The following is a 21,090-nucleotide window of genomic DNA, read 5'->3' as shown; positions in this document are numbered from 1 at the left end:
CTGCTCGGGCGTCAGATAGCGCTGGAATTGCTGGACGATGAAGAAGAAGTTCAGGAACTCGGGGTTGCGCTGCTGCACGAGCACGAACCACGGCGTCACGATCGCGAAAAAGACGATCAGGCCGCTCACCAGATGCAGACGCTTCCACAGCGCCCAGTCGCGCGCGATCAGCGTATAGAGCACCAGCACCGCGCCCGGCAGGATCAGCCCGACCAGGCCCTTGGACAGCACCGCCATCGCCATCGACGCCCAGCACACCCACATCCAGCCGCGCACGCACGAGGGCCGTAGATTGGGGCGTTGCGCGAGCAGCAGCGCGCACAACGTCAGTGCCATCCAGAACGACAGGCCCATGTCGAGCGTGTTGAAGTGGCCCATCAGGTTCCAGTACGGCGCGGTCGCCAGCACGAGAGCCGCGAAGAAGCCGGTCGCCGCGTTGAACACGCGCGCGCCCGTGAAGCCGATCAGCAGCACGCCTGCGAAACCGGTGAGCGCGGTATAGAGCCGCGCCTGCCACTCGCCGATGCCGAACCACGCGAACGTGAGCGCATTGGCCCAGGTTTGCAGCGGCGGCTTTTCGAAGTATTTGTAGGCGTTGTAGCGCGGTGTGATCCAGTCGCCGCTCGCGAGCATCTCGCGCGCCATTTCGGCGTAACGGCCTTCGTCGCTCGGCAGCAGATGGCGCCAGCCGAGCGGCACGAACCAGATCAGGGCGAGCGCAACAATCAGGAGCAGGATCGCAGCGCGGTTGAGCGGGGGCCTCGACAGCGTCTCGTTCATCGGTTGCGGGGGCCTCGAAAGCGTTTCGTTCATCGGTTCCAGCCTGTTATTGCGTTCGGGGTTCGATACGGCGCGCAAGTGTACGTCATCGCGCCTTAAGGCGCGATTAACTGGCGAGCTGGATCAGTGTTCGATCAGCGTTCGATGAGCAGCGCGGCGGCCACCCTGCGGCCCTCTGCCATCAGGATGTTGTAGGTGCGGCACGCGGCCTTGAGGTCCATCGCATCGACGCCGATCCGGTGCGCGGCCAGCGCCGCGGTTATGCGCGGATGCGGAAAGCGCAGCCGCTCGCCGCTGCCGAACAGGACGACCTCGGGGTCGAGGGCGAGCAGCATTTCGAAGAGTTCGGGGGTCAGGGCGTCGAACGCATTCACGGGCCAGGGAACGACCGGTGAGTCGGGAAAGACGATGATGCTGCCTTCGTGGCGTTCGAGATTGACTTCGACGTAGTCGGCGCCGTAACCGGTGACGGTATTGAGCGCGCCGCTTGAGTCCTGGTGTAGTTTCAAAACGATGTTCCGGGTTGTCGCGGTTCGATGAGCCGAGTGTTCGGATCTGGCCGCCCGCGCCCGCGCTTGTGCCCAGGCCTCTATCAGAGGCTGGCGGGCGGCGGTGCCGCGTTGCTCCGGCTCGCCCCGCGTGGCCGACGCGGCGTCGCGCGCATTGCTTGTGTGCATTGCGGAAGTTGGCCGAAATCCGCTAAATTATAACTTTTTAGCCGCTGCTGCGGCGCCCCTCGCTATGCGCGCCGTCTGTCACGAGCTGTACGGCCTGCTGCGCAATCACCCGGCAACAGGCCCGGCCGCGACAAGGCCAGCCTCAGTTCGGGCCACTGTCAGGTCACCGCCAGGCAGCCCAGGACGGGACAAGACGAGCGCACAGAGCAAGCGCAGCACGTACAGAATGCTGAATTCAAAGCGCGCCGGCGGCCGGCATTGCCGGTCGCGCCCCGTGTCTTCTCCCGCTGAAGCGCCGGTCCGGCCGGCCGCAAAGCCGCAGCGCGTCTTCGCCATAGCCGGTACAAATACTGTTCGCCCGTCGTTCGGCCCAATTTAGCCCTTTTAACTGACTGCCCGCCGTGAAACCGATCCTCAAATCCAACAAGCTGCAAAATGTCTGCTACGACATTCGCGGCCCGGTGCTCGAACATGCGAAGCGCCTCGAAGAAGAAGGCCATCGCATCATCAAGCTGAATATCGGCAATCTCGCGCCGTTCGGCTTCGACGCACCCGACGAGGTCATTCAGGACATGATCCTGAATCTTCCGGGCGCGTCGGGCTATTCGGACTCGAAGGGCGTCTTCGCCGCGCGCAAGGCGATCATGCACTACGCGCAGCAAAAGGGCGTCAAGGGCGTGGAGCTGGACGACATCTACGTCGGCAACGGCGCGTCCGAGCTGATCGTGATGGCGATGCAGGCGCTGCTGAACGACGGCGACGAAGTGCTGCTGCCCGCGCCCGACTATCCGCTGTGGACGGCGGCGGTGAGCCTGTCCGGCGGCACGCCGGTTCACTACATGTGCGACGAGTCGAACGCCTGGATGCCCGATCTCGACGACATCCGCGCGAAGATCACGCCCAACACGCGCGCGCTCGTCGTCATCAACCCGAATAACCCGACCGGCGCGCTCTATTCGGACGACCTGCTGCGCGGGCTCGTTGCCCTCGCGCGCGAGCACGGCCTCATCATCTTCGCCGATGAGGTCTACGACAAGATCATCTACGACGGCAAGACCCACACGGCGCTCGGCGCGCTGTCCGAAGACGTGATTACGGTCACGCTCAACAGCCTCTCGAAGAGCTACCGCGCGTGCGGCTACCGCGCGGGCTGGATGTACATCTCGGGCATGACGGGCGAGAACCGCCGCCGCTCGAAGGACTACATCGAAGGGCTCGGCATCCTGTCCTCGATGCGCCTGTGCCCGAACGTGCCGGGCCAGTACGCGATCCAGACCGCGCTCGGCGGCTACCAGAGCATCAACGACCTGATCCTGCCGGGCGGGCGCCTGTATCGCCAGCGCGAGCTCGCGTACAACATGCTCACGGCGATTCCCGGCGTGAGCTGCGTCAAGCCGGAAGCTGCGCTCTATATGTTCCCGCGCCTCGATCCGAAGCTCTATCCGGTCGAGAACGACCAGCAGTTCATCCTCGATCTGCTCCTTCAGGAGCGCGTGCTGCTCGTGCAGGGCACCGGCTTCAACTGGAAGCAGCCCGACCACTTCCGCGTGGTATTCCTGCCGAACATCGACGACCTGACCGACTCGATCAACCGCATCGAGCGGTTCCTCGCCGGTTACCGCAAAAAATACGGCACCTGAAACAGCACCCGAGGGCCACGGGCGCCACGGCATTCCCATTCACATACTTAAAAGACGAACACACGCGGCATGGAACCGATCAAAGTAGGTCTCTTGGGCTTCGGCACGGTGGGTAGCGGCACCTTCACGGTACTGCGCCGCAACCAGGAAGAAATCAAACGCCGCGCCGGCCGCGGCATCGAGGTTGCGCGCGTCGCCGTGCGCAACCCGGCCAAGGCCACCGCGCAGCTCGGCGACGCCGCCGGCACGGTGGACCTCACGACCGACTTCAATGCCGTCGTCGACGACCCGTCGATCGACATCGTGGCCGAAATGATCGGCGGCACCGGCATCGCGAAGGATCTCGTGCTGCGCGCCATCGCCAACGGCAAGCATGTCGTCACCGCGAACAAGGCGCTGCTGGCGGTCCACGGCACCGAGATCTTCGAGGCCGCGAGCACGAAGGGCGTGATGGTCGCGTTCGAGGCGGCGGTCGCGGGCGGCATCCCGATCATCAAGGCGCTGCGCGAAGGCCTCACGGCGAACCGCATCCAGTACATCGCGGGCATCATCAACGGCACGACCAATTACATCCTGTCGGAAATGCGCGAGCGCGGCCTGGACTTCGCAACGGCGCTCAAGGGCGCGCAGGAACTGGGCTATGCCGAAGCCGATCCGACCTTCGACATCGAAGGCGTGGACGCCGCGCACAAGGCCACGATCATGAGCGCGATCGCGTTCGGCGTGCCGGTGCAGTTCGACAAGGCGTACGTCGAGGGCATCAGCAAGCTCGACGCCATCGACATCAAGTACGCCGAGGAACTCGGCTACCGCATCAAGCTGCTCGGCATCGCGCGCCGCACCGACCACGGCATCGAGCTGCGCACGCATCCCACGCTGATTCCGGCCAAGCGCCTGCTCGCAAACGTCGAAGGGGCGATGAACGCCGTCGTCGTGTATGGCGACGCGGTCGGATCGACGCTGTATTACGGTAAGGGCGCGGGCGCCGAGCCGACGGCGTCGGCCGTGGTGGCCGATCTCGTGGACGTCACCCGCCTGCACACCGCCGACCCGGGGCATCGCGTGCCGCATCTCGCGTTCCAGCCCGACCGTCTTTCGAACACGCCGATCCTGCCGATCGAGGAAGTCACGAGCGGCTACTACCTGCGCCTGCGCGTGGCCGACCAGACCGGCGTGATGGCCGACATCACGCGCATCCTCGCCGACAGCGGCATTTCGATCGACGCGCTCCTGCAAAAGGAATCGGAGCAGGTCGACGCGCACGGCAAGGCGGAGACGGACATCATCCTGATCACGCACATCACCGTCGAAAAGAACGTGAACGCGGCGATCGGAAAGATCGAGAAGCTCGGGACCGTGAAGTCGTCGGTGACGAAGCTGCGCATGGAAGGACTGGACTAAGGGCAAGCCAATGAATTACGTATCGACGCGCGGCGCGGGTGCCGGCGAGCATCACGCATTTTCCGACATCCTGCTGGCGGGCCTTGCGCGCGACGGCGGACTGTACCTGCCGTCGCAGTATCCGCAGATCGGCAAGGAAGAACTCGCGCGCTGGCGCGGCCTGTCGTACGCGGATCTTGCGTTCGAGACCCTCTCGAAGTTCTGCGACGACATTCCCGCCGACGACCTGCGCGACATCACGCGCCGCACCTACACGGCGGCGACCTACTGCAACGTGCGCCACGGCGAGGACGCGAGCCGGATCACGCCGCTCACCGCGCTCGGCGAAGAAAACGGCACGCAGCTTGCGCTGCTCGAACTCTCGAACGGTCCGACGCTCGCGTTCAAGGACATGGCGATGCAGCTGCTCGGCAACCTGTTCGAGTACGCGCTCGCGAAGGCCGGCCAGCAGCTGAACATTCTCGGCGCGACCTCGGGCGACACGGGTAGTGCCGCCGAATACGCGATGCGCGGCAAGCAGGGCGTGCGCGTGTTCATGCTCTCGCCGCACAAGAAGATGAGCGCATTCCAGACCGCGCAGATGTTCAGCCTGCAGGACCCGAACATCTTCAACCTCGCGGTGGAAGGCGTGTTCGACGATTGCCAGGACATCGTGAAGGCCGTCTCGAACGATCACGCGTTCAAGGCGCAGCACAAGATCGGCACGGTGAATTCGATCAACTGGGCGCGCGTCGTCGCGCAGGTTGTGTATTACTTCGCGGGCTACTTTGCCGCAACGAAGAGCAACGACGAGCGCGTCTCGTTCACCGTGCCGTCGGGCAACTTCGGCAACGTCTGCGCGGGCCACATTGCGCGCATGATGGGCCTGCCGATCGAAAAGCTCGTCGTCGCGACCAACGAGAACGACGTGCTCGACGAATTCTTCCGCACCGGCATCTACCGCGTGCGCGGCTCGGCGGAAACGTGGCACACGAGCAGCCCGAGCATGGACATCTCGAAGGCGTCGAACTTCGAGCGCTTCGTCTTCGATCTGCTCGGCCGCGATCCGGCGCGCGTCACGCAACTCTTTCGCGACGTCGAGGAAAAGGGCGGGTTCGATCTCGCGGCGAGCGGCGACTTCGCGCGCGTCGCGCAGTTCGGCTTCGTGTCGGGCAGCAGCAGCCACGACGACCGCGTCGCGACGATCCGCGACGTCTACGCGCGCTATCACACGATGATCGACACCCACACGGCTGACGGCGTGAAGGTCGCGCGTGAGCATCTGCAGCCGGGCGTGCCGATGATCGTGCTGGAGACGGCGCAGCCGATCAAGTTCGGCGAGACGATTCGCGAGGCGCTCGATCGGGAGGCCGAGCGTCCGGCCGCGTTTGCGGGGCTGGAGTCGCTGCCGCAGCGCTTCGAGGTCGTCCCGGCGAACGCGCAACGGGTGAAGGACTACATCGCCGTTCATACCGCGGACTGATTGCGGACCGATCGTGCTCTGCGAGCCCGTGCAGGGCTGGCGGCGCAGCGTGCCAGGGACACGGCGCAATGCCGTGTCCGCGCCGCTACAATATTACGAGACCAACTGTTGCAGGCGGCCCGCGGGCCGTCTCCCACACGCTCCGATGTCCACTTCTCCCTCGAATGCTCCCGCCGCGCGCGCTCCGATGCTTTCCACCGCCGATGCGCTTGCGACGCTGCTAGGCGCCGCGACGCCGGTCGCGCTCGCCGGTCGCGGAACCGAAACGCTGCCGACACTCGACGCGTTGAACCGCGTGCTGACAGCCGATGTGGTGTCACCGCTCGACGTGCCGCCGATGCACACGAGCGCGATGGACGGCTACGCGGTGCGCGTCGCCGATCTCGCGCAGGGCAGCCGCCGTCTGCCGGTCTCGCAGCGCATTCCGGCGGGCCACGCGCCGCAGCTGCTGGCGGCGGGCACGGCCGCGCGCATCTTCACGGGCGCGACGGTGCCGCCGGGCGCGGACGCCGTCGTCATGCAGGAGCAGACCGAGACCGCCGATGGCGACGTGACGTTTCTTCACACGCCGAAGGCCGGCGAGTGGATCACGGCACAGGGCGCCGACATCCGTAACGGGTCGGTGATCCTGCCGGCCGGCACGCGGCTCACGCCGCAGGCGCTCGGGCTGGCGGCATCGGTGGGCTGCGCGACGCTCGACGTGGCGCGACGTCTGAAGGTTGCGGTGTTCTTCACCGGCGACGAGCTGACGATGCCAGGCGAGCCGCTGCGTCCCGGCGCGATCTACAACTCGAACCGCTTCACGCTCAGCGGCTTGCTGCGCAATCTCGGCTGTGAGGTGACCGATTACGGCATCGTGCCGGATCGACTCGACGCGACGCGTGCAACGCTGCGCGAGGCGGCCAGTGGGCACGATCTGATCCTGACCTGCGGGGGCGTATCGGTGGGCGAGGAAGATCACGTGAAACCGGCTGTCGAGGCCGAAGGGCGGCTCGCGATGTGGCAGATCGCGATGAAACCGGGCAAGCCGCTCGCGTTCGGCGCGGTGCGGCGCAGCGAGGTTCAAACGCAAACGCAAACCCAGGCAAACGCGGACGAGGCGTTCTTCATCGGCCTGCCGGGCAATCCTGTGTCGAGTTTCGTCACCTTCTTGCTGTTCGTGCGGCCGTTCGTGCTGCGTCTGGCGGGCGCAACCCATGTGAGCCCGCGTGCGCTGTCGCTGCGCGCCGATTTCACGCAGGCGAAGGGCGACCGCCGCAACGAGTTCCTGCGCGCGCGCGTGAATCCGGCGGGCGGCCTCGATCTGTTCCCGAACCAGAGTTCAGCGGTGCTGACCTCGACCGTCTGGGGCGACGGCCTCATCGACAATCCGCCGCATCATGCGATCAGTGCGGGTGAGACGGTGCGCTTCATTCCATTCACAGAATTGCTGTATTGAGCCGGACTTTATGAAGATCCAGTTGAGATTTTTTGCGAGCGTGCGCGAGGCACTGGGCGTGGCCGAGGAATCGGTGACCGTGCCCGACGGCATCGCCACGGTGGGCGACGTGCGCGGCTGGCTGCGCGCGCGCGGCGGCGCGTGGGCGGAGGCGCTGGCGGAAGGCCGCGCGCTGCGCATGGCCTGCAATCACGTGATGACGGAACCGGCCACGCGCATTACCGAGGGCTGCGAAGTGGCCTTTTTCCCGCCGGTGACGGGCGGCTAAGGCGTAGAGGAGAGCGGCCATGCCCGTGCGCGTACAAATCGAAGATTTCGACCTGACGACCGAGGTCGCGCAACTGCGAGCACGCAATCCGGCGATTGGCGCGGTGGCGTGCTTCGTCGGCACCGTGCGCGACCTCAACGAGGGCAGCACGGTTGCGACGATGGAACTGGAGCACTATCCCGGCATGACCGAGAAGGCGCTGGAGAGCATCGTTGCCGAAGCGCAGCGGCGCTGGCCGGGCATCGAGGTGCTGATCGTGCATCGGGTCGGCAAGCTCGCGCCGCTCGATCAGATCGTCCTCGTGGCGACGACGTCGATGCATCGCGGCGACGCATTCTCCTCGTGCGAATTCGTGATGGATTATCTGAAAACCGAGGCGCCGTTCTGGAAAAAGGAAGAGACTCCGGACGGCGCGCGTTGGGTGGATGCCCGCGTGGCCGACGACGCGGCGCTCGCGCGCTGGGGCATCACCTCGGGGAACGTGGCGCCGGAGAAGGGCTGAGCGCGGTTCCAGCAGCGGATTGAAGTTGCTTCGTGGGCAGACAGATCGCACTCATGGTGCAGGTGCCGCATAGAATGCAACTAACCGCCAATCCTGCCGACCGTGGCCAAGTGGCGCGGAGCGGTCAGTCCGAGAGTTCGTTCTGGCCGGCCTGCATCTTGCCATCACGCGCACCGGCCTGAATCCGTTCGCCAGCCCGGCATTCAGTGACCGTGCCCGGAATCCACCGCGCGCTCGCGCGGCGCAATCCGCGCGAGCAGCGCCTGCTGTTCCGCCGGAATCTTGTACTGCCAGCCGAAGCGGCTCAACTGCAGGCTCTGCGCGATCCGCAGCGCTGGCTCCATGAACTGCACGGCCGCCGCGGGCCGGTAGCGCGACTCGACCGTATCGAGGAACAGATACAGCCAGTGGCTGAAATGCCGCGGCTCGATGCCGGGCAGCGGCTGATGTGCCTGCTGCACATTGCCTTGGTACGTTTTGCTGCCGAGCACGAGACTCGCCCAGAAGCGGCACATCTTCGGCAGATGATCGTCCCACCGGCCAGCCAGCACGCCATCGAACACCGGGCCTAGCATTGCGTCGTCGCGCACGCGGTCGTAGAACGCGTAGACGAGTTCGCGGATGTTGTCTTCGGTGGGTTCGGTATGCCGGGTGTCGGTGGTGAGAGCGTCGGTGGTGGTCATCTTGCAGCGTGGCGAAGAGGAAAATCGAACGGCGGTTTAATCGTGGGGATTCATGATATCGGACAAATGCACAAACGTGCACACGTGACACATGTTATGGTATGGGCTTGACTGCCGTCGCCACTGCCGATCATGAAACTGACCGACTACACTGACTACTCGCTGCGTGTGATGCTGTACCTTGCTTTGCGCCGGGATGAACTCGCGACGATCCAGGAAATCTCCGAGGCCTACGGCGTTTCGAAGAATCATCTGATGAAAGTCGTTCAGCGGCTCAGCGAGCTTGGCTGGGTGGACACGGTCCGCGGACGCAACGGCGGGCTGCGCCTCGCGGCCAATTCGCTCTCGCTTTCCGTCGGCGAAGTGGTTCGGCAGACGGAGACCGATCTCGCGCTGGTCGGGTGTTTCCGCGACGACCGCACCGAGCGCGAGTGCGTCATCGAACCCCATTGCCGCCTCAAGCACGCGCTGGTGGCCGCCCGCGCGGCGTTCTTCGCCGAACTCGACCGCCACACCATCGGCGAACTGGCGCAACCGTCCGTGGAACTTGCCGGTCTGCTCGGCCTTACACCCGTCGTTTTCATGCCGCTGCCGGAGAAACATCCGGCGTCACGTCATCCGTCGCGCGAACATTGATCGACGGCTGAATCTTCTGCTTCCAGAATGCGAATTCCGGGCGCCACACTGAGCGCCGGAACGCGTTCGTGCGCCCGATTCAATAAATCGGAAAAAATGACGTATCTGGCGCTTGAAACTCGCGCATCGCGCCTCAGATTTGGTGACAGTAAAGATACTGGAGGTCTCGTTTTAAATGAGAATCGACAAACTCACCACCAAGTTCCAGGAAGCCATTTCCGACGCGCAGAGCCTTGCCGTCGGTCACGATAACCAGTACATCGAACCCGTCCACCTGCTTGCCGCGCTCGTCGCGCAGCAGGACGGTTCGGCGCGCTCGCTGATGGCGCGCGCCGGCGTGCAGGTCCAGGCGCTGCAGAATGCGCTCAACGACGCGATCAGCCGCTTGCCGCAGGTGCGAGGCACCGACGGCAACGTGCAGATCGGCCGCGATCTGACCGGGCTGCTCAATCAGGCGGACAAGGAAGCCCAGAAGCTCAACGACACCTATATTGCGAGCGAGATGTTCCTGCTCGCCGTCGCGGAAGATCGCGGCGACGCGGGCCAGATCGCGCGCAAGCACGGACTCACGCGCAAGGCGCTCGAAGCGGCGATCGTTTCGGTACGCGGCGGCGCGCAGGTCGACAGCCAGGACGCGGAAAGCCAGCGCGAAGCGCTCAAGAAATATGCGATCGATCTGACCGAGCGCGCGCGTTCGGGCAAGCTCGACCCCGTGATCGGCCGCGACGATGAAATTCGCCGCTCGATCCAGATCCTGCAACGGCGCACGAAGAACAACCCGGTGCTGATCGGCGAGCCGGGCGTCGGCAAGACGGCGATCGTCGAAGGGCTCGCGCAGCGGATCGTCAACGGCGAAGTGCCCGAGACGCTCAAGGGCAAGCGCGTGCTCTCGCTCGACATGGCCGCGCTGCTCGCGGGTGCGAAGTATCGCGGCGAGTTCGAAGAGCGCCTGAAGGCCGTGCTCAACGACATCGCGAAGGACGAGGGCAGGACCATCGTCTTCATCGACGAAATTCACACGATGGTCGGCGCAGGCAAGGCCGAAGGCGCGATGGACGCGGGCAACATGCTCAAGCCCGCGCTCTCGCGCGGCGAGCTGCACTGCATCGGCGCGACCACGCTCGACGAATATCGCAAGTACATCGAAAAGGATGCCGCGCTCGAGCGCCGCTTCCAGAAGGTGCTCATCGACGAGCCGTCGGTCGAGGCGACCATCGCCATCCTGCGCGGTCTGCAGGAGAAGTACGAGCTGCACCACGGCGTCGAAATCACCGACCCCGCGATTGTCGCCGCGGCGGAGCTGTCGCATCGTTACATCACCGATCGCTTCTTGCCGGACAAGGCCATCGACCTGATCGACGAAGCCGCGTCGAAGATCAAGATGGAAATCGACTCGAAGCCCGAGGAGATGGACAAGCTCGACCGGCGTCTCATTCAGTTGAAGATCGAGCGCGAAGCCGTCAAGAAGGAAAAGGACGAAGCCTCGCAAAAGCGTCTGCAACTGATCGAGGAAGAGATCGATCGGCTGAGTCTGGAATATAAGGATCTCGAAGAGATCTGGACCGCGGAAAAAGCCGCGGTGCAGGGCAGCGCGCAGATCAAGGAAGAGATCGACCGCGTGCGCGCCGATATCAACAAACTCCAGCGCGAAGGCAAGCTCGAAAAAGTCGCCGAATTGCAGTACGGCAAGCTGCCGCAACTCGAAGCGCAATTGAAACAGGTGACGCAGGCCGAAGCGAACGAGCAGAATAATCCGACGCGTCCGCGTCTGTTGCGCACGCAAGTAGGCGCCGAGGAAATCGCGGAAGTCGTATCGCGCTCGACCGGCATTCCTGTGTCGCGCATGATGCAGGGCGAACGCGAAAAGCTGCTGCAGATCGAGCAGAAGCTGCACGAGCGCGTGGTCGGGCAGGACGAGGCGATCACCGCTGTCGCCGATGCGATCCGCCGTTCGCGCGCGGGCCTCGCGGACCCGAACCGGCCGTACGGCTCGTTCCTGTTCCTCGGGCCGACGGGCGTCGGCAAGACCGAGCTGTGCAAGGCGCTCGCGGGCTTCCTGTTCGATTCGGAGGAGCACCTCATCCGCATCGACATGAGCGAGTTCATGGAGAAGCACAGCGTCGCGCGTTTGATCGGCGCGCCCCCGGGCTATGTCGGCTACGAGGAAGGCGGTTATCTCACCGAGGCCGTGCGTCGCAAACCGTATAGCGTGATCCTGCTCGACGAAATCGAGAAGGCGCATCCGGATGTGTTCAACGTGCTGCTGCAAGTGCTCGACGATGGCCGCATGACCGATGGCCAGGGCCGCACCGTGGACTTCAAGAACACGGTGATCGTGATGACGTCGAACCTCGGTTCGCACCTCATCCAGGCGATGGCGGGCGAGCCGCAGGACGCGGTGAAGGATGCGGTGTGGGGCGAAGTGAAACAGCAGTTCCGCCCCGAGTTCCTGAACCGGATCGACGAGGTCGTGGTGTTCCATGCGCTTGATCGCGCGAACATCCAGTCGATCGCGAAGATCCAGTTGCAGCGTCTGCGCGAGCGTCTGGAGAAGCTCGACATGGAGCTCGCGGTGTCGGATGAAGCGCTGGATCAGATCGCCAAGGTCGGCTACGACCCGCTGTTCGGTGCGCGGCCGCTCAAGCGCGCGCTCCAGCAGGAGATCGAGAATCCGATCGCCAAGCTGATTCTCGCGGGCAAGTTCGGGCCGAAGGATGTGATTCCGGTCGACATCCACAACGGCCAGTTCGTGTTCGAGCGCGTCATGCACTGAGCGCGCCAACGCCAGCAAAAAGGGCAACGGAGTTTTTCCGTTGCCCTTTTTTCATGCTCTCGCGAACGAACTCAGCTTATGAAGACTTGTTGCCGCCGAAGAGGGAGGCGAGATTGCCGAGCGTGCCGAGTATGTTGCTGGTGTTGATCTGGCCGTCGGCGGGCACTTCACCGTTGGGCGTGGCTGCATTGACGACGTGCGGCAGGACCTGGGCGAGCAGGCCGCTCACCTGATCCGGCTGGATGCCGGCCTTCTGCGCGAGGCCGGAGACCACGTCGGAGCCAAGGACGTTGTGCAGTTGATCCGGCGAAATCGCCTGATTGTCGCCGGTGCCGACCCACGATTGCACGACGTCGCCGAGGCCGCCTTGCTGGAACTTCTGGATGAGGCCGTTCAGGCCGCCCGGCTGGTTGTTGACGAACTCTGTCGCCATCGCGATGAGTTGGGCCTGGTTGCCGCCAGGCTGTTGCGACGACGAACCGAACAGGGAACCGAGGGTATCTAGCAGACTCATGACGTTCTCTCAGGGTGATGGCCGCGTCGGGGGGCGAGGCCGAAAATCGGGCGGCACACGCAAGGTGTGCCGTGCGTTGCGGACCGGCGTCGGCACCATTGGCGCCATCGGCACAAGCGGCCTCGGCCGGAATCCGCCAACAGACAGGCGCTGAAAATCAGGCGCCCGAAGCGGCTGCGTCGGATGCAGCCTTGCTCTTCTTCGACTTGCCGGACTTCTTCGCCTTGGGTTCCGAAGCGGCGCCCGGTGCGGAGGCAGCGGTGCCGGCTTTGGCTGCGCTCGCGGCTTCGGCGGCCTTTTCCTTCTTGCTCATGTGCTTCGGCTTGCCTGCGTTCGCGGCCGATGCAGCCTGCGGTGCGGTTGCCACCGCACCCGTCTGAGCCGATGTCGTCGGATTCGGCGCCGTGGCTGTCGTGCCTGTCGCCGCTGCAGCGGCGGGAGCGGCGCTGGTGGCCGCCTTGCCGCCCTTCGTCGTCGTGGTCGTCTTGCCGTTCGGCGGCGCCGACGATCCGTTGATCGTCAGGCCCGCGGCTTCGAGGTTCAGTATCGACTTCGGGCCGATGCCCTTGACGCGGTTCACGAGATCGTCGGCGTCCTTGAACGGGCCGTGTTTCGCGCGTTCGTCGAGGATTGCCTTTGCGTGGGCCGGGCCGATGCCTTTGACGGATTCGAGTGCGGTTTCATCCGCGGTGTTCACCTCCACGGCGCTCGCCATCAGCGCGGACAGCGACAGCCCAAGTGCGACCAGCAACATCAGCAGCTTTTTCAGCATGACAATCACTCCATTGAGGGCAAATTCTGTAAGCCGGGAACGGACGACGCATCTGCATCTATTTGGTGTGCTGCGCTACAAGGATAGGACAGTTGGCGTATCCGTGGACGGGAAGCGCTCCGATTCTACCGGTCGTTCCGTGACGAATCATTCGCGTCGCGCAGTCTTTGACGCTTCCGCGCATTGTGCACTTGGGGGATGCGGGGCCGCAACGGCGGCGCAGATGCGATGGGGTGCGAGGCGGGGTTTCGCAGCTGGGTTGCGGGATTCGCGGGCATGGCGTGGCACGCGAGATGCGGCGCGCCCCGGCGACGGCCGGGTGGTGAGGATGGGCGACGACGGGTGACAGCGATGGGCGCGCATAAAGCGGCGCAGGCCATCGAAGGGGGGGGGTATGGCGGTTTACTGCCCCGCGATGCCGCTCGTGCGCAAATGCCGCACGCTCACGCGCGAGAGATAAACCGCGAGCCCGGCACCGGCGATCACGAGGCTCGCCATGTTGGCCAGCCAGAAGCCGCGTGCACCGGTGGCCCAGTCGGGGAGCGTACCGATCACGTTGAAACCGAGCGCATAGCCCCCGCCGAGCCCGACGCCCCAGAGCGCGACCGCATAGATCACGGTCGGAACGATGACGACCTTGTAGGCGCGCAGCGCAAACGCCGTCGTGACCTGGAGCGCATCGAACACGTGATAGAGCGCGACGATGGTCACGAGCGGCATGGCGGCGACGGCCACGGCGGGGTCCGGCGTATAGCCGCCGATGATGAGCGGCCGCAGCACGAACACAGCCAGCGCGAAGCAGCACGCGATCGTCACGGCGGTCGCAATGCCGTGCCGCGCGAGCGTGCGCGCCTCGGCGGGCCGGTTGCCGCCGAGCGCCTGGGCGACGAGCGTCGAGGTTGCGACGCCGATCGAGAGCGGTGTCATGTACAGCACTGCGCCGAGATTGCCCGCGATCTGGTGGCCCGCGAGTGTCGTCGTGCCGAGCCGCGCGATGAAGATCGCCATGAAGGTGTACGACGTCACCTCGATCAGATACGAGAGCCCCATCGGAATGCCGAGCTTGAGCAGTTCCGCCTGACGCTTCCAGCTGGGCCAGCAGACGTGCCTGAAGATGCCGAACGGCGCGAACACGTCGAGCTTCGTCATTGTGACGGCGGCGAGGATGGCGAGTGCCCAATTGAGCGCCGTGCTCGCGAGTGCGCAGCCGGGGCCGCCGAGCGCGCTCACGCCGAGCCCGCCGAAGATGAGCCAGCGATTGAGCAGCACCTTCAGCACGAGCGCGCCCACCTGCAGGACCATCACGAGGCGCGGCCGCCCGACCGCATTGGCGAGCGAACTGTAGATGCGAAACAGCAGGCTGGCAGGCAGCCCGAACGCGAGTATCCGCAGATAGTCGACGGTGCGCTCGCGCAGCGCGACGGGTGCGTGCGCGAGGTCGAGCAGCGGATCGGGAAAATACAGGATCGCGCAACCGATCACCGCAAGCACGAGCGCGAGCCAGAATGACTGACGCACTTCTTCGCCGATCTCCCCGTCCCGCTGCGCGCCGTAGAGTTGCGCCGCGATGGGCTGCAGCGCGGTCAGAATGCCGGTGAGGCTGATATAGACGGAGATATAGATCGACGAGCCGAGCCCGAGCGCCGCGAGGTCGAGTGCCGAATAACGCCCGACCATTGCCGTATCGATCACACCGAACGCGATGATCGCAAGCTGACCGATCAGGACCGGCCAGGCGAGTCCGGCGATGCGGCGGACGTCGCTGGCGAGGGTGCCTGCGGCTGTGCCTGCGACGGTGCCTGTCACGACGCCGTCAGTCCGGGCGCTTGCGCCAGGCGCGGCGCTTCGGCGGCGTCTGCGGCCGGTCGATGCGCACATACAGGCGGAATTGCTCGTCGCGGTCGGCGGCGCGGCGGCCTTCCCAGACGAGCTTCCACGCGTAGTTCGGCGGCGAAGCCGGTGCGACGTAGGCCGGGGTGTCCTGGCGCAGGATCACGTCGCATTCCTCGTCGAACGAGAAGTGCATCTTGCCGAAGTAGGCGAAGGTCGCGATCTGGGCGTCACCGAGCCTGACCGGGGAGATGCACGCGTAATCGGCGGGCAGGTGGGCGGCGATCTGCTGCGCGACGTCGCGATACGTACGGCTGTAGTTGACGACGGGCAGCCAGAGCGTCATCAGCAGGACCCACATCAGGGTCGTGCCGGCGCTCGAGAGCACGACGCTGCGCCACAACACCTTCGGATGCCGCGACACGCGCCACTGGACGAGTCCGATCCAGAAGAGCGTCACGACGACGGCGCACGCGAACGAGAGAAAGTTGAACTGCGGCGAGAAGCCGGGCGCGAGGCGCGCGAGATTGCGTGCGAGCGGAGCCGGAAAGCCGGTCATGCCCGCGAGCCACACGAGCCACACGAAGGTGCTGAGGATCGTGAAGCTCAGTACCGCGAACCAGTCGATGGCGTTGATCGCGCCGCGCTTGAGCGTGGGCAGCGCGAAAGCGGCCAGCACCGACAGCGCGGGCAGCACGATCATGAAGATGCGATTCGTCTCGTGGCTCTGCACGGCTACGAGCAGCAATAGCGGCAGGATGACCGACAGCGGAATCGCGATGTGCGGCGCGCGGCGCAGGCCCGCCCAACTGAACCAGGCCCATAAGGCGAGCGGCCACGCGGGCCAGGTGAAGAGCGGCAGGTTCTTGGCGGCGTAATGCAGCACGAAGCCCGGCGGCCCGGAGAAGGCGTTGAGGCTCAACCGGATCCACTGGTTGAGGAACCACGCGGCGTCGTCGGGATAGCGCTGCAGCGCGAGGATCGGCCACGACGCCGAGAGGATCAGCGCAACCGGCAATCCGGCCACGAGCAGCCAGTGCGAGCGCGTCCTGGGCGCGACGACGAGCATCACGAGCGTGCCGGCCAGCAGCGCGCCCGCCTGCACCAGATCGCTTGAGAGCGCCACGATGCCGAGTGAGAAACCCCACCAGAGCGCGCCCTGAATGGGTTTGTCGATCGAGCGTACGACGCCGTACAGCAACATCGCCATGCCGGCGAACTGCATGAGCTGTGGTGTCGTTTCGTGGCCGCGCTCGGCGAGGCCAAAGCATGCGAGCAGGATCAGGAGCGCGCCGTCGGCAAGCGTGCGACCGTAGTCGCGCGGCTCGGGCTCGCCGCCGAATGCGTATTTGAATGGCTGGACTTCGGGGCGGCGGCCCAGCAGATACGCGCTGTACCAGACGAACGCGCAGGCGAGACAGAACAGCAACCCGGTGGCGATGCGCGACGCATTGCTCGCGTCCACCCACGGTGCGAAAACGCGGATGCAGAGCGCGCCGAGCCAATAGCCGAGCGGACCGTTTTCGGTGGCGTACTTGCCGACGAGGTTCGGCAGCAGCCAGTCGTGAGAGGTGCCGCCCGCCATGGTCCACATCACGCCGAAGCCGGCTGCGTCCTCGTTTTTCCATGGATCGCGGCCAAACAGGCCGAACGACGCGAACGCGATACAGATAGCCAGCAACACCCAGCGCGGCAGGGCGCTGGTGGCGGAGGCGGTCAGTCGAATGGCTGGCTTCATTCAGTACGAAAAAAACGGATAAGCGGACCGGTTTGCGCAGGCTGGTTGCGCCACGACTGCGGCACGACCGTGCCACTTCTTGCGGCAGCGGCAAGCCGGGAGGGACAGCGATCGCGGATCGCCCGGTTCACCGGGATCCGGGCCGTGGGACGTGCCAGGCGCGCAGGAGCGGGCGGGGGCCGAAGCATCCGGCATTCTAGCCGGGTGAGCCGCAGGGCGTCACGTTGAGCGTTGCTTCAAAGTTGCGTCGAAGTTGCGTCGAAGTTGCGTTAGATCGCAATCCGGCAACATCACGGCGCGCGTTGCCTGACAGTGCGGGCGCAGCCAGCGGCGGGGCAACAAAAAAGGGCAGCGACTGCTGCCCTTTTTGCTCCGGGACCGGCGCGAAGGCCGGTTCAGGTGATTCGCGAAATTTACTTCGCGACCTTGCCCGTGGCGCGTGCGCCGAACTTCTTGTTGAACTTCTCGACACGGCCGGCCGTGTCCATGATCTTTTGCGTGCCCGTGTAGAACGGATGCGATTCCGACGAGACTTCGATCTTCGCGAGCGGGTACGTCTTGCCGTTGAATTCGGCGGTTTCGCGCGTCTGGATGGTCGAGCGGGTCACGAACCTGAAGTCGTTCGAAACGTCGACGAACAGGACTTCGCGGTAATCCGGGTGAATGCCTTCTTTCATGGTCTGTCCTTAAATCTGGCGGTAGCCAACCCGCGCGCCAGCAATTCACGTGCAACCCTGCACGGGCGATTGCTTGTAACGAACATGGCGCGAGCCACTTGCCCAAGGTCGAAAAACGGCGATTATGCCAGAAAATCAGTCTGTTGGCGAATTTTTGCGGCGCTACTCGCCGAAACCGGCCAGAGCGCCGACTCGCGCAGGATCCTGCCGGTAATAGCGGGCGAGCAGCCGGTAAAGCTCCGGATACTCGGATTCGAATTCGTGTGGCTTCACGAACAGGGCCTCGCTGCACACGGCGAAAAACTCCGACGGGTGGTCGGCTGCATAGGGATCGATCAGCGCTTCGCGCTCGAAGCGCGCCCAGCGCCGCTGCGGCACGGCGTCGACTTTCGCACAAAACTGGTCGTAGGCGTTGTCGAAGACGTCAGCCCAGGCGTGCGCATCGAGCGGCGCGTGCCAGCGGCGAAAAAGCGGCGGATGACCGTCCGCCTCGCCGTTCACCATGTCGATCTTGTGCGCGAATTCGTGGATCACGACGTTGTAGGCGTCGGCGCCGCCGGTCATTTGCGCGTCTTCCCACGATAGGATCACTGGACCGCCTTCCCACGCTTCGCCGCTCGCGTCCTGCTCGACCTCGTGAATCACGCCGTCCTCATCCTCGACGGTTTTGCGGATCACGAACTCGCCTGGATACACGATCACGCCGACCCAGCCACGATACAGATCGAGCGACAGGTTCAGCACCGGCAGCGATGCCTGTACGGCAATCGCGACTGTCATGCGGTCGGTCAGTTCGAGATCGTGCGCGGTCGAAAATTCCTTTTGCGCGAGGAAGAGGCTCGTCAGCTCGCGCAGGCGCGCGAGACCGGCGGCATCGAGATGCGCGAGGAACGGCAGGCCGTCGAGCGTGGCCTGCCAGAGCGCGTCGTCGATCGCGTGCGTGCGCAACGCCTTGTCGCGGCGGCGCGTGCCGAACCACTGGGACAGTTTCGATAGCATCGCCGGGTTGCGTCGTGAGGTGGAATGAGTTGCTGCGCGGTAGCGTGAAAGCGTCAGTCGATCTGCTTCTGGCAGGCTGCAAAGATACCACCGCAGATGGCCACGCCGATGAGGAAATAAAACCCGTCGAGCGAACTCAGGAAGCTCGCCTGCTGCGCGACCATGCGGTTGATCTCCACGATTGCGAGGCCGTACGCTTCGCCGGGCGTGTTGCCAAGGGCTTCGAAACCGTGCGTCAGCGTCGCGAGGGTGTTCTGGAACGCGGGATTGAACGGATTCACCGATTCCGCGAGCCGCGACTGGTGCAGCGCGAGCCGATGCTGCTCGACGATGATGACCGTGGCCGTGGCGAACGAGATCGTCAACTGCCGGACGATGTTCTTGAGGCGGTAGCCGTGCGTGAACTCCTCGATCGCGAAGATGCTGAACGTGACGTTCGCGACCGGCGCCACGATGAAGAGCAGGAGAAGGCCGCGCAGCAGCAGGGGGGCGATGAGCCGCGATTCGCTGACATCGGGCGGCATCCGCGTCATCCAGAAAGCGACGAGGGCCGCGAGCGCGAAACCGGGCACGATGATCCACTTCTTGCGCGTCAGGCGTTTCGCGTAGCGGAAGTACAGGAGAAGGGCGGAAGCCGAAATGAGCGACGTAATGCCGGTGAGCCGGCCCGCGTTTTCCACCGGATAGTTGAGGCCGCCCTCGAGAAAACGTGAGATCAGGTAACTGAGCGCCGTGCTTTGATAGTAGTAAATCATGTAGAGCAGCAGGCCGACCTGAAAGGTCTTTTCGCGTAGCGCATGCAGCCGCACGAGTGGTCTGGGGTGATGCCACTGATTCCAGCCGAACCATGCGAGCGAGCCGATACCGGCCACGGTCAGCACGACCAGCTCGGGGGACCGGCTGAACAGCTCGAAGCGAACCTGTTGCATGGCGATCTGGAGCGCGCCCTGCGCGAACGCGAAGACGATGTAGGGCCAGAAATGCGACTCTCCGCGTTCCTCGGGCTCCACGTGACCCGAGTCGGGTAGGGCGAAAAACGCGAGTGCGGCGAACAGGACGCCTGCGGGCGCGGTACAGGCGAAGAGCGCGCGCCAGTCGAAATGCGAAACGAGCAGGCCGCCGGCGAGCGGCGCGAGCGCGGTGGAGAGCACGAGCATCGAGAGAAATGCGCGTGTGGCCGGCGGGCGCTGCTGCGGCGTGAAACTGCTCTGGATGAGGATGCGGCAGGTGCCCATGATCGGGCCGATGAAGTAACCCTGAAAGCCGCGTGCAAAGGCGAGCCCGGACGACGATGCGCAGAGCGCGGCGATCACGGAGCCCGCCGCGTAAAGCAGCAGACAACTGCTCACGTAGCGCCGGTAGCCGACACGCTCGACCCACCACTGCTGCTGCAGGATGCCGAGCACGGCCGCGACGGCGTACGCGCTCGACGACCAGACGAGTTCATCGGGCGAGGCGTTGATGCCGCCTGCGATATAGCTCGCGAAGAACGAAAAGATCGCGTTGTCGAAGTAATCGAGACCGGTTGCGAGCGCAAGCACCCACGGGAAAAAGTCGCCGCGTAGCCGCTCGCCGCTAAAGAGCGGTTGGCGCGATCCGGTGGTGCTCATGAAGAGGCGTCGCCGTTTCCGGCGGTGGTCCGGCGTCGCGCGTTCCCTGTGCTGCGGCGTTTCTTTGCGGCGAGACGCTCGTCGATCACCGCCTCGTAAGGCACGCCTGCGAGGCGCTTGTTCAGGTAATCGAGGTCGTCCGCGAGTTCGGCGCGCACGGTCTGCGCTTCCTTGAGTTCGCGGCGCACGGCGGCGATGCGCGCGTCGAGCGTATCGATCTGCTGCGCCAGCGCGTCGGCGATATGCTGAAGCGAATCCTGCGAGTAACGCCGACGGCCGTCCACGCCAGGTTCGAGCGGGCGTTTGAGCATCTCCGCGATGCCGTGCAGCGAAAAACCCAGCGAGCGCAACCGCAGGATGCGCGCGAACTGTTCGAGGTTCTGCTCGTCGTAGAGGCGGTAGCGGCCTTCGCTGCGCGTGGGCATGACGAGACCGCGTTCCTCGTAATACTTGAGCGTGCGCGGCGTGACGTTCAACCGGAGTGCGGCGTCACCAACGGTGAGCAGCACGGGGGAATTCGTGTGGGGGGGCTTGGTCATCGGTGATGCGGGCACGGGCGGCGACATGTCAATTTGCCGCATTGTAGTACAACGTGAACGTTCACGTGCATGTTGTACCCGCCGCACATCGGAAGGTGGAAAGGCGGGATGCCGCGCAAAAACGGCGGCGGAAATGAAAACGCCCGCTTGG

19 protein-coding genes are annotated in these 21,090 nt (G+C 64.8%); 8 read left to right on the top strand and 11 right to left on the bottom strand.

Annotation, left to right across the window (positions count from 1 at the left end; all coding sequences use genetic code 11):
- Both Q0L30_RS10780 and Q0L30_RS10775 read right to left on the bottom strand, forming a co-directional pair.
- A partial coding sequence (locus Q0L30_RS10780; RefSeq protein WP_296654763.1) for a glycosyltransferase family 39 protein occupies positions 1 to 780 on the bottom strand: 780 nt, incomplete at its 3' end.
- Positions 781 to 914: 134 nt separating this feature from the next.
- A complete protein-coding gene (locus Q0L30_RS10775) occupies positions 915 to 1,289 on the bottom strand; it encodes an Mth938-like domain-containing protein (protein WP_296654729.1) in 375 nt (124 codons plus the stop codon).
- 560 nt (positions 1,290 to 1,849) lie between these two features.
- Here Q0L30_RS10775 and Q0L30_RS10770 point away from each other — a divergent pair.
- The 6 genes from Q0L30_RS10770 to Q0L30_RS10745 all read left to right on the top strand — a co-directional run bounded on the left by Q0L30_RS10770 (position 1,850) and on the right by Q0L30_RS10745 (position 8,168).
- The gene (locus Q0L30_RS10770; RefSeq protein WP_296654760.1) at positions 1,850 to 3,097 is read left to right on the top strand and encodes a pyridoxal phosphate-dependent aminotransferase; all 1,248 of its coding nucleotides are present in this window, start codon (positions 1,850 to 1,852) and stop codon (positions 3,095 to 3,097) included.
- Between the two features lie 69 nt (positions 3,098 to 3,166).
- On the top strand, positions 3,167 to 4,498 hold the full coding sequence (locus Q0L30_RS10765) for a homoserine dehydrogenase (protein WP_296654727.1): 1,332 nt from the start codon (positions 3,167 to 3,169) through the stop codon (positions 4,496 to 4,498).
- Positions 4,499 to 4,508: 10 nt separating this feature from the next.
- Positions 4,509 to 5,960, top strand: a complete 1,452-nt coding sequence (gene thrC / locus Q0L30_RS10760; RefSeq protein WP_296654725.1) for a threonine synthase — start codon at positions 4,509 to 4,511, stop codon at positions 5,958 to 5,960.
- A 187-nt stretch (positions 5,961 to 6,147) separates the two neighbouring features.
- The gene (gene glp / locus Q0L30_RS10755) at positions 6,148 to 7,398 is read left to right on the top strand and encodes a gephyrin-like molybdotransferase Glp (protein ID WP_296654758.1); all 1,251 of its coding nucleotides are present in this window, start codon (positions 6,148 to 6,150) and stop codon (positions 7,396 to 7,398) included.
- Positions 7,399 to 7,408: 10 nt separating this feature from the next.
- Positions 7,409 to 7,666 (top strand): molybdopterin converting factor subunit 1, encoded by a 258-nt coding sequence (gene moaD / locus Q0L30_RS10750; protein WP_296654723.1) that lies wholly within the window; start codon positions 7,409 to 7,411, stop codon positions 7,664 to 7,666.
- Positions 7,667 to 7,685: 19 nt separating this feature from the next.
- On the top strand, positions 7,686 to 8,168 hold the full coding sequence (locus tag Q0L30_RS10745; protein WP_296654721.1) for a molybdenum cofactor biosynthesis protein MoaE: 483 nt from the start codon (positions 7,686 to 7,688) through the stop codon (positions 8,166 to 8,168).
- 203 nt (positions 8,169 to 8,371) lie between these two features.
- Here the strand turns inward: Q0L30_RS10745 and Q0L30_RS10740 are convergent, their stop codons facing one another.
- The gene (locus Q0L30_RS10740; RefSeq protein WP_296654720.1) at positions 8,372 to 8,851 is read right to left on the bottom strand and encodes a group III truncated hemoglobin; all 480 of its coding nucleotides are present in this window, start codon (positions 8,849 to 8,851) and stop codon (positions 8,372 to 8,374) included.
- A gap of 132 nt (positions 8,852 to 8,983) precedes the next feature.
- On the opposite strand from Q0L30_RS10740, the gene Q0L30_RS10735 reads away from it, so the two are divergent.
- Together Q0L30_RS10735 and clpB are read left to right on the top strand one after the other, a co-directional pair.
- On the top strand, positions 8,984 to 9,487 hold the full coding sequence (locus Q0L30_RS10735; protein WP_296654718.1) for an Rrf2 family transcriptional regulator: 504 nt from the start codon (positions 8,984 to 8,986) through the stop codon (positions 9,485 to 9,487).
- Between the two features lie 175 nt (positions 9,488 to 9,662).
- On the top strand, positions 9,663 to 12,260 hold the full coding sequence (clpB, locus tag Q0L30_RS10730; RefSeq protein ID WP_296654717.1) for an ATP-dependent chaperone ClpB: 2,598 nt from the start codon (positions 9,663 to 9,665) through the stop codon (positions 12,258 to 12,260).
- A gap of 76 nt (positions 12,261 to 12,336) precedes the next feature.
- On the opposite strand, the gene Q0L30_RS10725 is transcribed toward clpB, so the two are convergent.
- The 8 genes from Q0L30_RS10725 to Q0L30_RS10690 all read right to left on the bottom strand — a co-directional run bounded on the left by Q0L30_RS10725 (position 12,337) and on the right by Q0L30_RS10690 (position 20,939).
- On the bottom strand, positions 12,337 to 12,774 hold the full coding sequence (locus Q0L30_RS10725; RefSeq protein WP_296654715.1) for a YidB family protein: 438 nt from the start codon (positions 12,772 to 12,774) through the stop codon (positions 12,337 to 12,339).
- Positions 12,775 to 12,931: 157 nt separating this feature from the next.
- A complete protein-coding gene (locus tag Q0L30_RS10720) occupies positions 12,932 to 13,546 on the bottom strand; it encodes a helix-hairpin-helix domain-containing protein (RefSeq protein ID WP_296654713.1) in 615 nt (204 codons plus the stop codon).
- Between the two features lie 402 nt (positions 13,547 to 13,948).
- On the bottom strand, positions 13,949 to 15,352 hold the full coding sequence (locus tag Q0L30_RS10715) for an MATE family efflux transporter (protein WP_296654712.1): 1,404 nt from the start codon (positions 15,350 to 15,352) through the stop codon (positions 13,949 to 13,951).
- 7 nt (positions 15,353 to 15,359) lie between these two features.
- Positions 15,360 to 17,114 carry a glycosyltransferase family 39 protein gene (locus Q0L30_RS10710; protein ID WP_296654710.1) on the bottom strand — a complete coding sequence of 585 codons (1,755 nt, stop codon included), beginning with the start codon at positions 17,112 to 17,114 and terminating at the stop codon, positions 15,360 to 15,362.
- A gap of 413 nt (positions 17,115 to 17,527) precedes the next feature.
- Positions 17,528 to 17,791, bottom strand: a complete 264-nt coding sequence (locus tag Q0L30_RS10705) for a type B 50S ribosomal protein L31 (RefSeq protein WP_293035906.1) — start codon at positions 17,789 to 17,791, stop codon at positions 17,528 to 17,530.
- Positions 17,792 to 17,953: 162 nt separating this feature from the next.
- Positions 17,954 to 18,790 (bottom strand): M90 family metallopeptidase, encoded by an 837-nt coding sequence (locus Q0L30_RS10700; protein WP_296654708.1) that lies wholly within the window; start codon positions 18,788 to 18,790, stop codon positions 17,954 to 17,956.
- A gap of 53 nt (positions 18,791 to 18,843) precedes the next feature.
- Entirely contained in the window at positions 18,844 to 20,400 is a 1,557-nt protein-coding gene (locus tag Q0L30_RS10695) for an MFS transporter (RefSeq protein WP_296654706.1), read from the bottom strand.
- On the bottom strand, positions 20,397 to 20,939 hold the full coding sequence (locus tag Q0L30_RS10690; RefSeq protein ID WP_296654704.1) for a MerR family transcriptional regulator: 543 nt from the start codon (positions 20,937 to 20,939) through the stop codon (positions 20,397 to 20,399). Before Q0L30_RS10690 ends, Q0L30_RS10695 begins: the two co-directional genes overlap by 4 nt.
- Positions 20,940 to 21,090 lie beyond the last annotated feature (151 nt).

It is taken from the genome of Paraburkholderia sp. (assembly GCF_024281035.1).
In the GTDB taxonomy this organism is placed as follows: Bacteria; Pseudomonadota; Gammaproteobacteria; order Burkholderiales; family Burkholderiaceae; genus Paraburkholderia.
This window is presented reverse-complemented; position numbering and strand designations above follow the sequence as displayed.

Excerpts from the sequence above, each read along its gene's own strand:
- Q0L30_RS10765 (WP_296654727.1), top strand. The coding sequence starts at position 3,167 with ATGGAACCGATCAAAGTAGGTCTCTTGGGCTTCGGCACGGTGGGTAGC.
- thrC (WP_296654725.1), top strand. The coding sequence starts at position 4,509 with ATGAATTACGTATCGACGCGCGGCGCGGGTGCCGGCGAGCATCACGCA.
- glp (WP_296654758.1), top strand. The coding sequence starts at position 6,148 with ATGCTTTCCACCGCCGATGCGCTTGCGACGCTGCTAGGCGCCGCGACG.
- moaD (WP_296654723.1), top strand. The coding sequence starts at position 7,409 with ATGAAGATCCAGTTGAGATTTTTTGCGAGCGTGCGCGAGGCACTGGGC.
- Q0L30_RS10745 (WP_296654721.1), top strand. The coding sequence starts at position 7,686 with ATGCCCGTGCGCGTACAAATCGAAGATTTCGACCTGACGACCGAGGTC.
- Q0L30_RS10740 (WP_296654720.1), bottom strand. The coding sequence starts at position 8,851 with ATGACCACCACCGACGCTCTCACCACCGACACCCGGCATACCGAACCC.
- Q0L30_RS10735 (WP_296654718.1), top strand. The coding sequence starts at position 8,984 with ATGAAACTGACCGACTACACTGACTACTCGCTGCGTGTGATGCTGTAC.
- clpB (WP_296654717.1), top strand. The coding sequence starts at position 9,663 with ATGAGAATCGACAAACTCACCACCAAGTTCCAGGAAGCCATTTCCGAC.
- Q0L30_RS10725 (WP_296654715.1), bottom strand. The coding sequence starts at position 12,774 with ATGAGTCTGCTAGATACCCTCGGTTCCCTGTTCGGTTCGTCGTCGCAA.
- Q0L30_RS10720 (WP_296654713.1), bottom strand. The coding sequence starts at position 13,546 with ATGCTGAAAAAGCTGCTGATGTTGCTGGTCGCACTTGGGCTGTCGCTG.
- Q0L30_RS10710 (WP_296654710.1), bottom strand. The coding sequence starts at position 17,114 with ATGAAGCCAGCCATTCGACTGACCGCCTCCGCCACCAGCGCCCTGCCG.
- Q0L30_RS10705 (WP_293035906.1), bottom strand. The coding sequence starts at position 17,791 with ATGAAAGAAGGCATTCACCCGGATTACCGCGAAGTCCTGTTCGTCGAC.
- Q0L30_RS10700 (WP_296654708.1), bottom strand. The coding sequence starts at position 18,790 with ATGCTATCGAAACTGTCCCAGTGGTTCGGCACGCGCCGCCGCGACAAG.
- Q0L30_RS10695 (WP_296654706.1), bottom strand. The coding sequence starts at position 20,400 with ATGAGCACCACCGGATCGCGCCAACCGCTCTTTAGCGGCGAGCGGCTA.
- Q0L30_RS10690 (WP_296654704.1), bottom strand. The coding sequence starts at position 20,939 with ATGACCAAGCCCCCCCACACGAATTCCCCCGTGCTGCTCACCGTTGGT.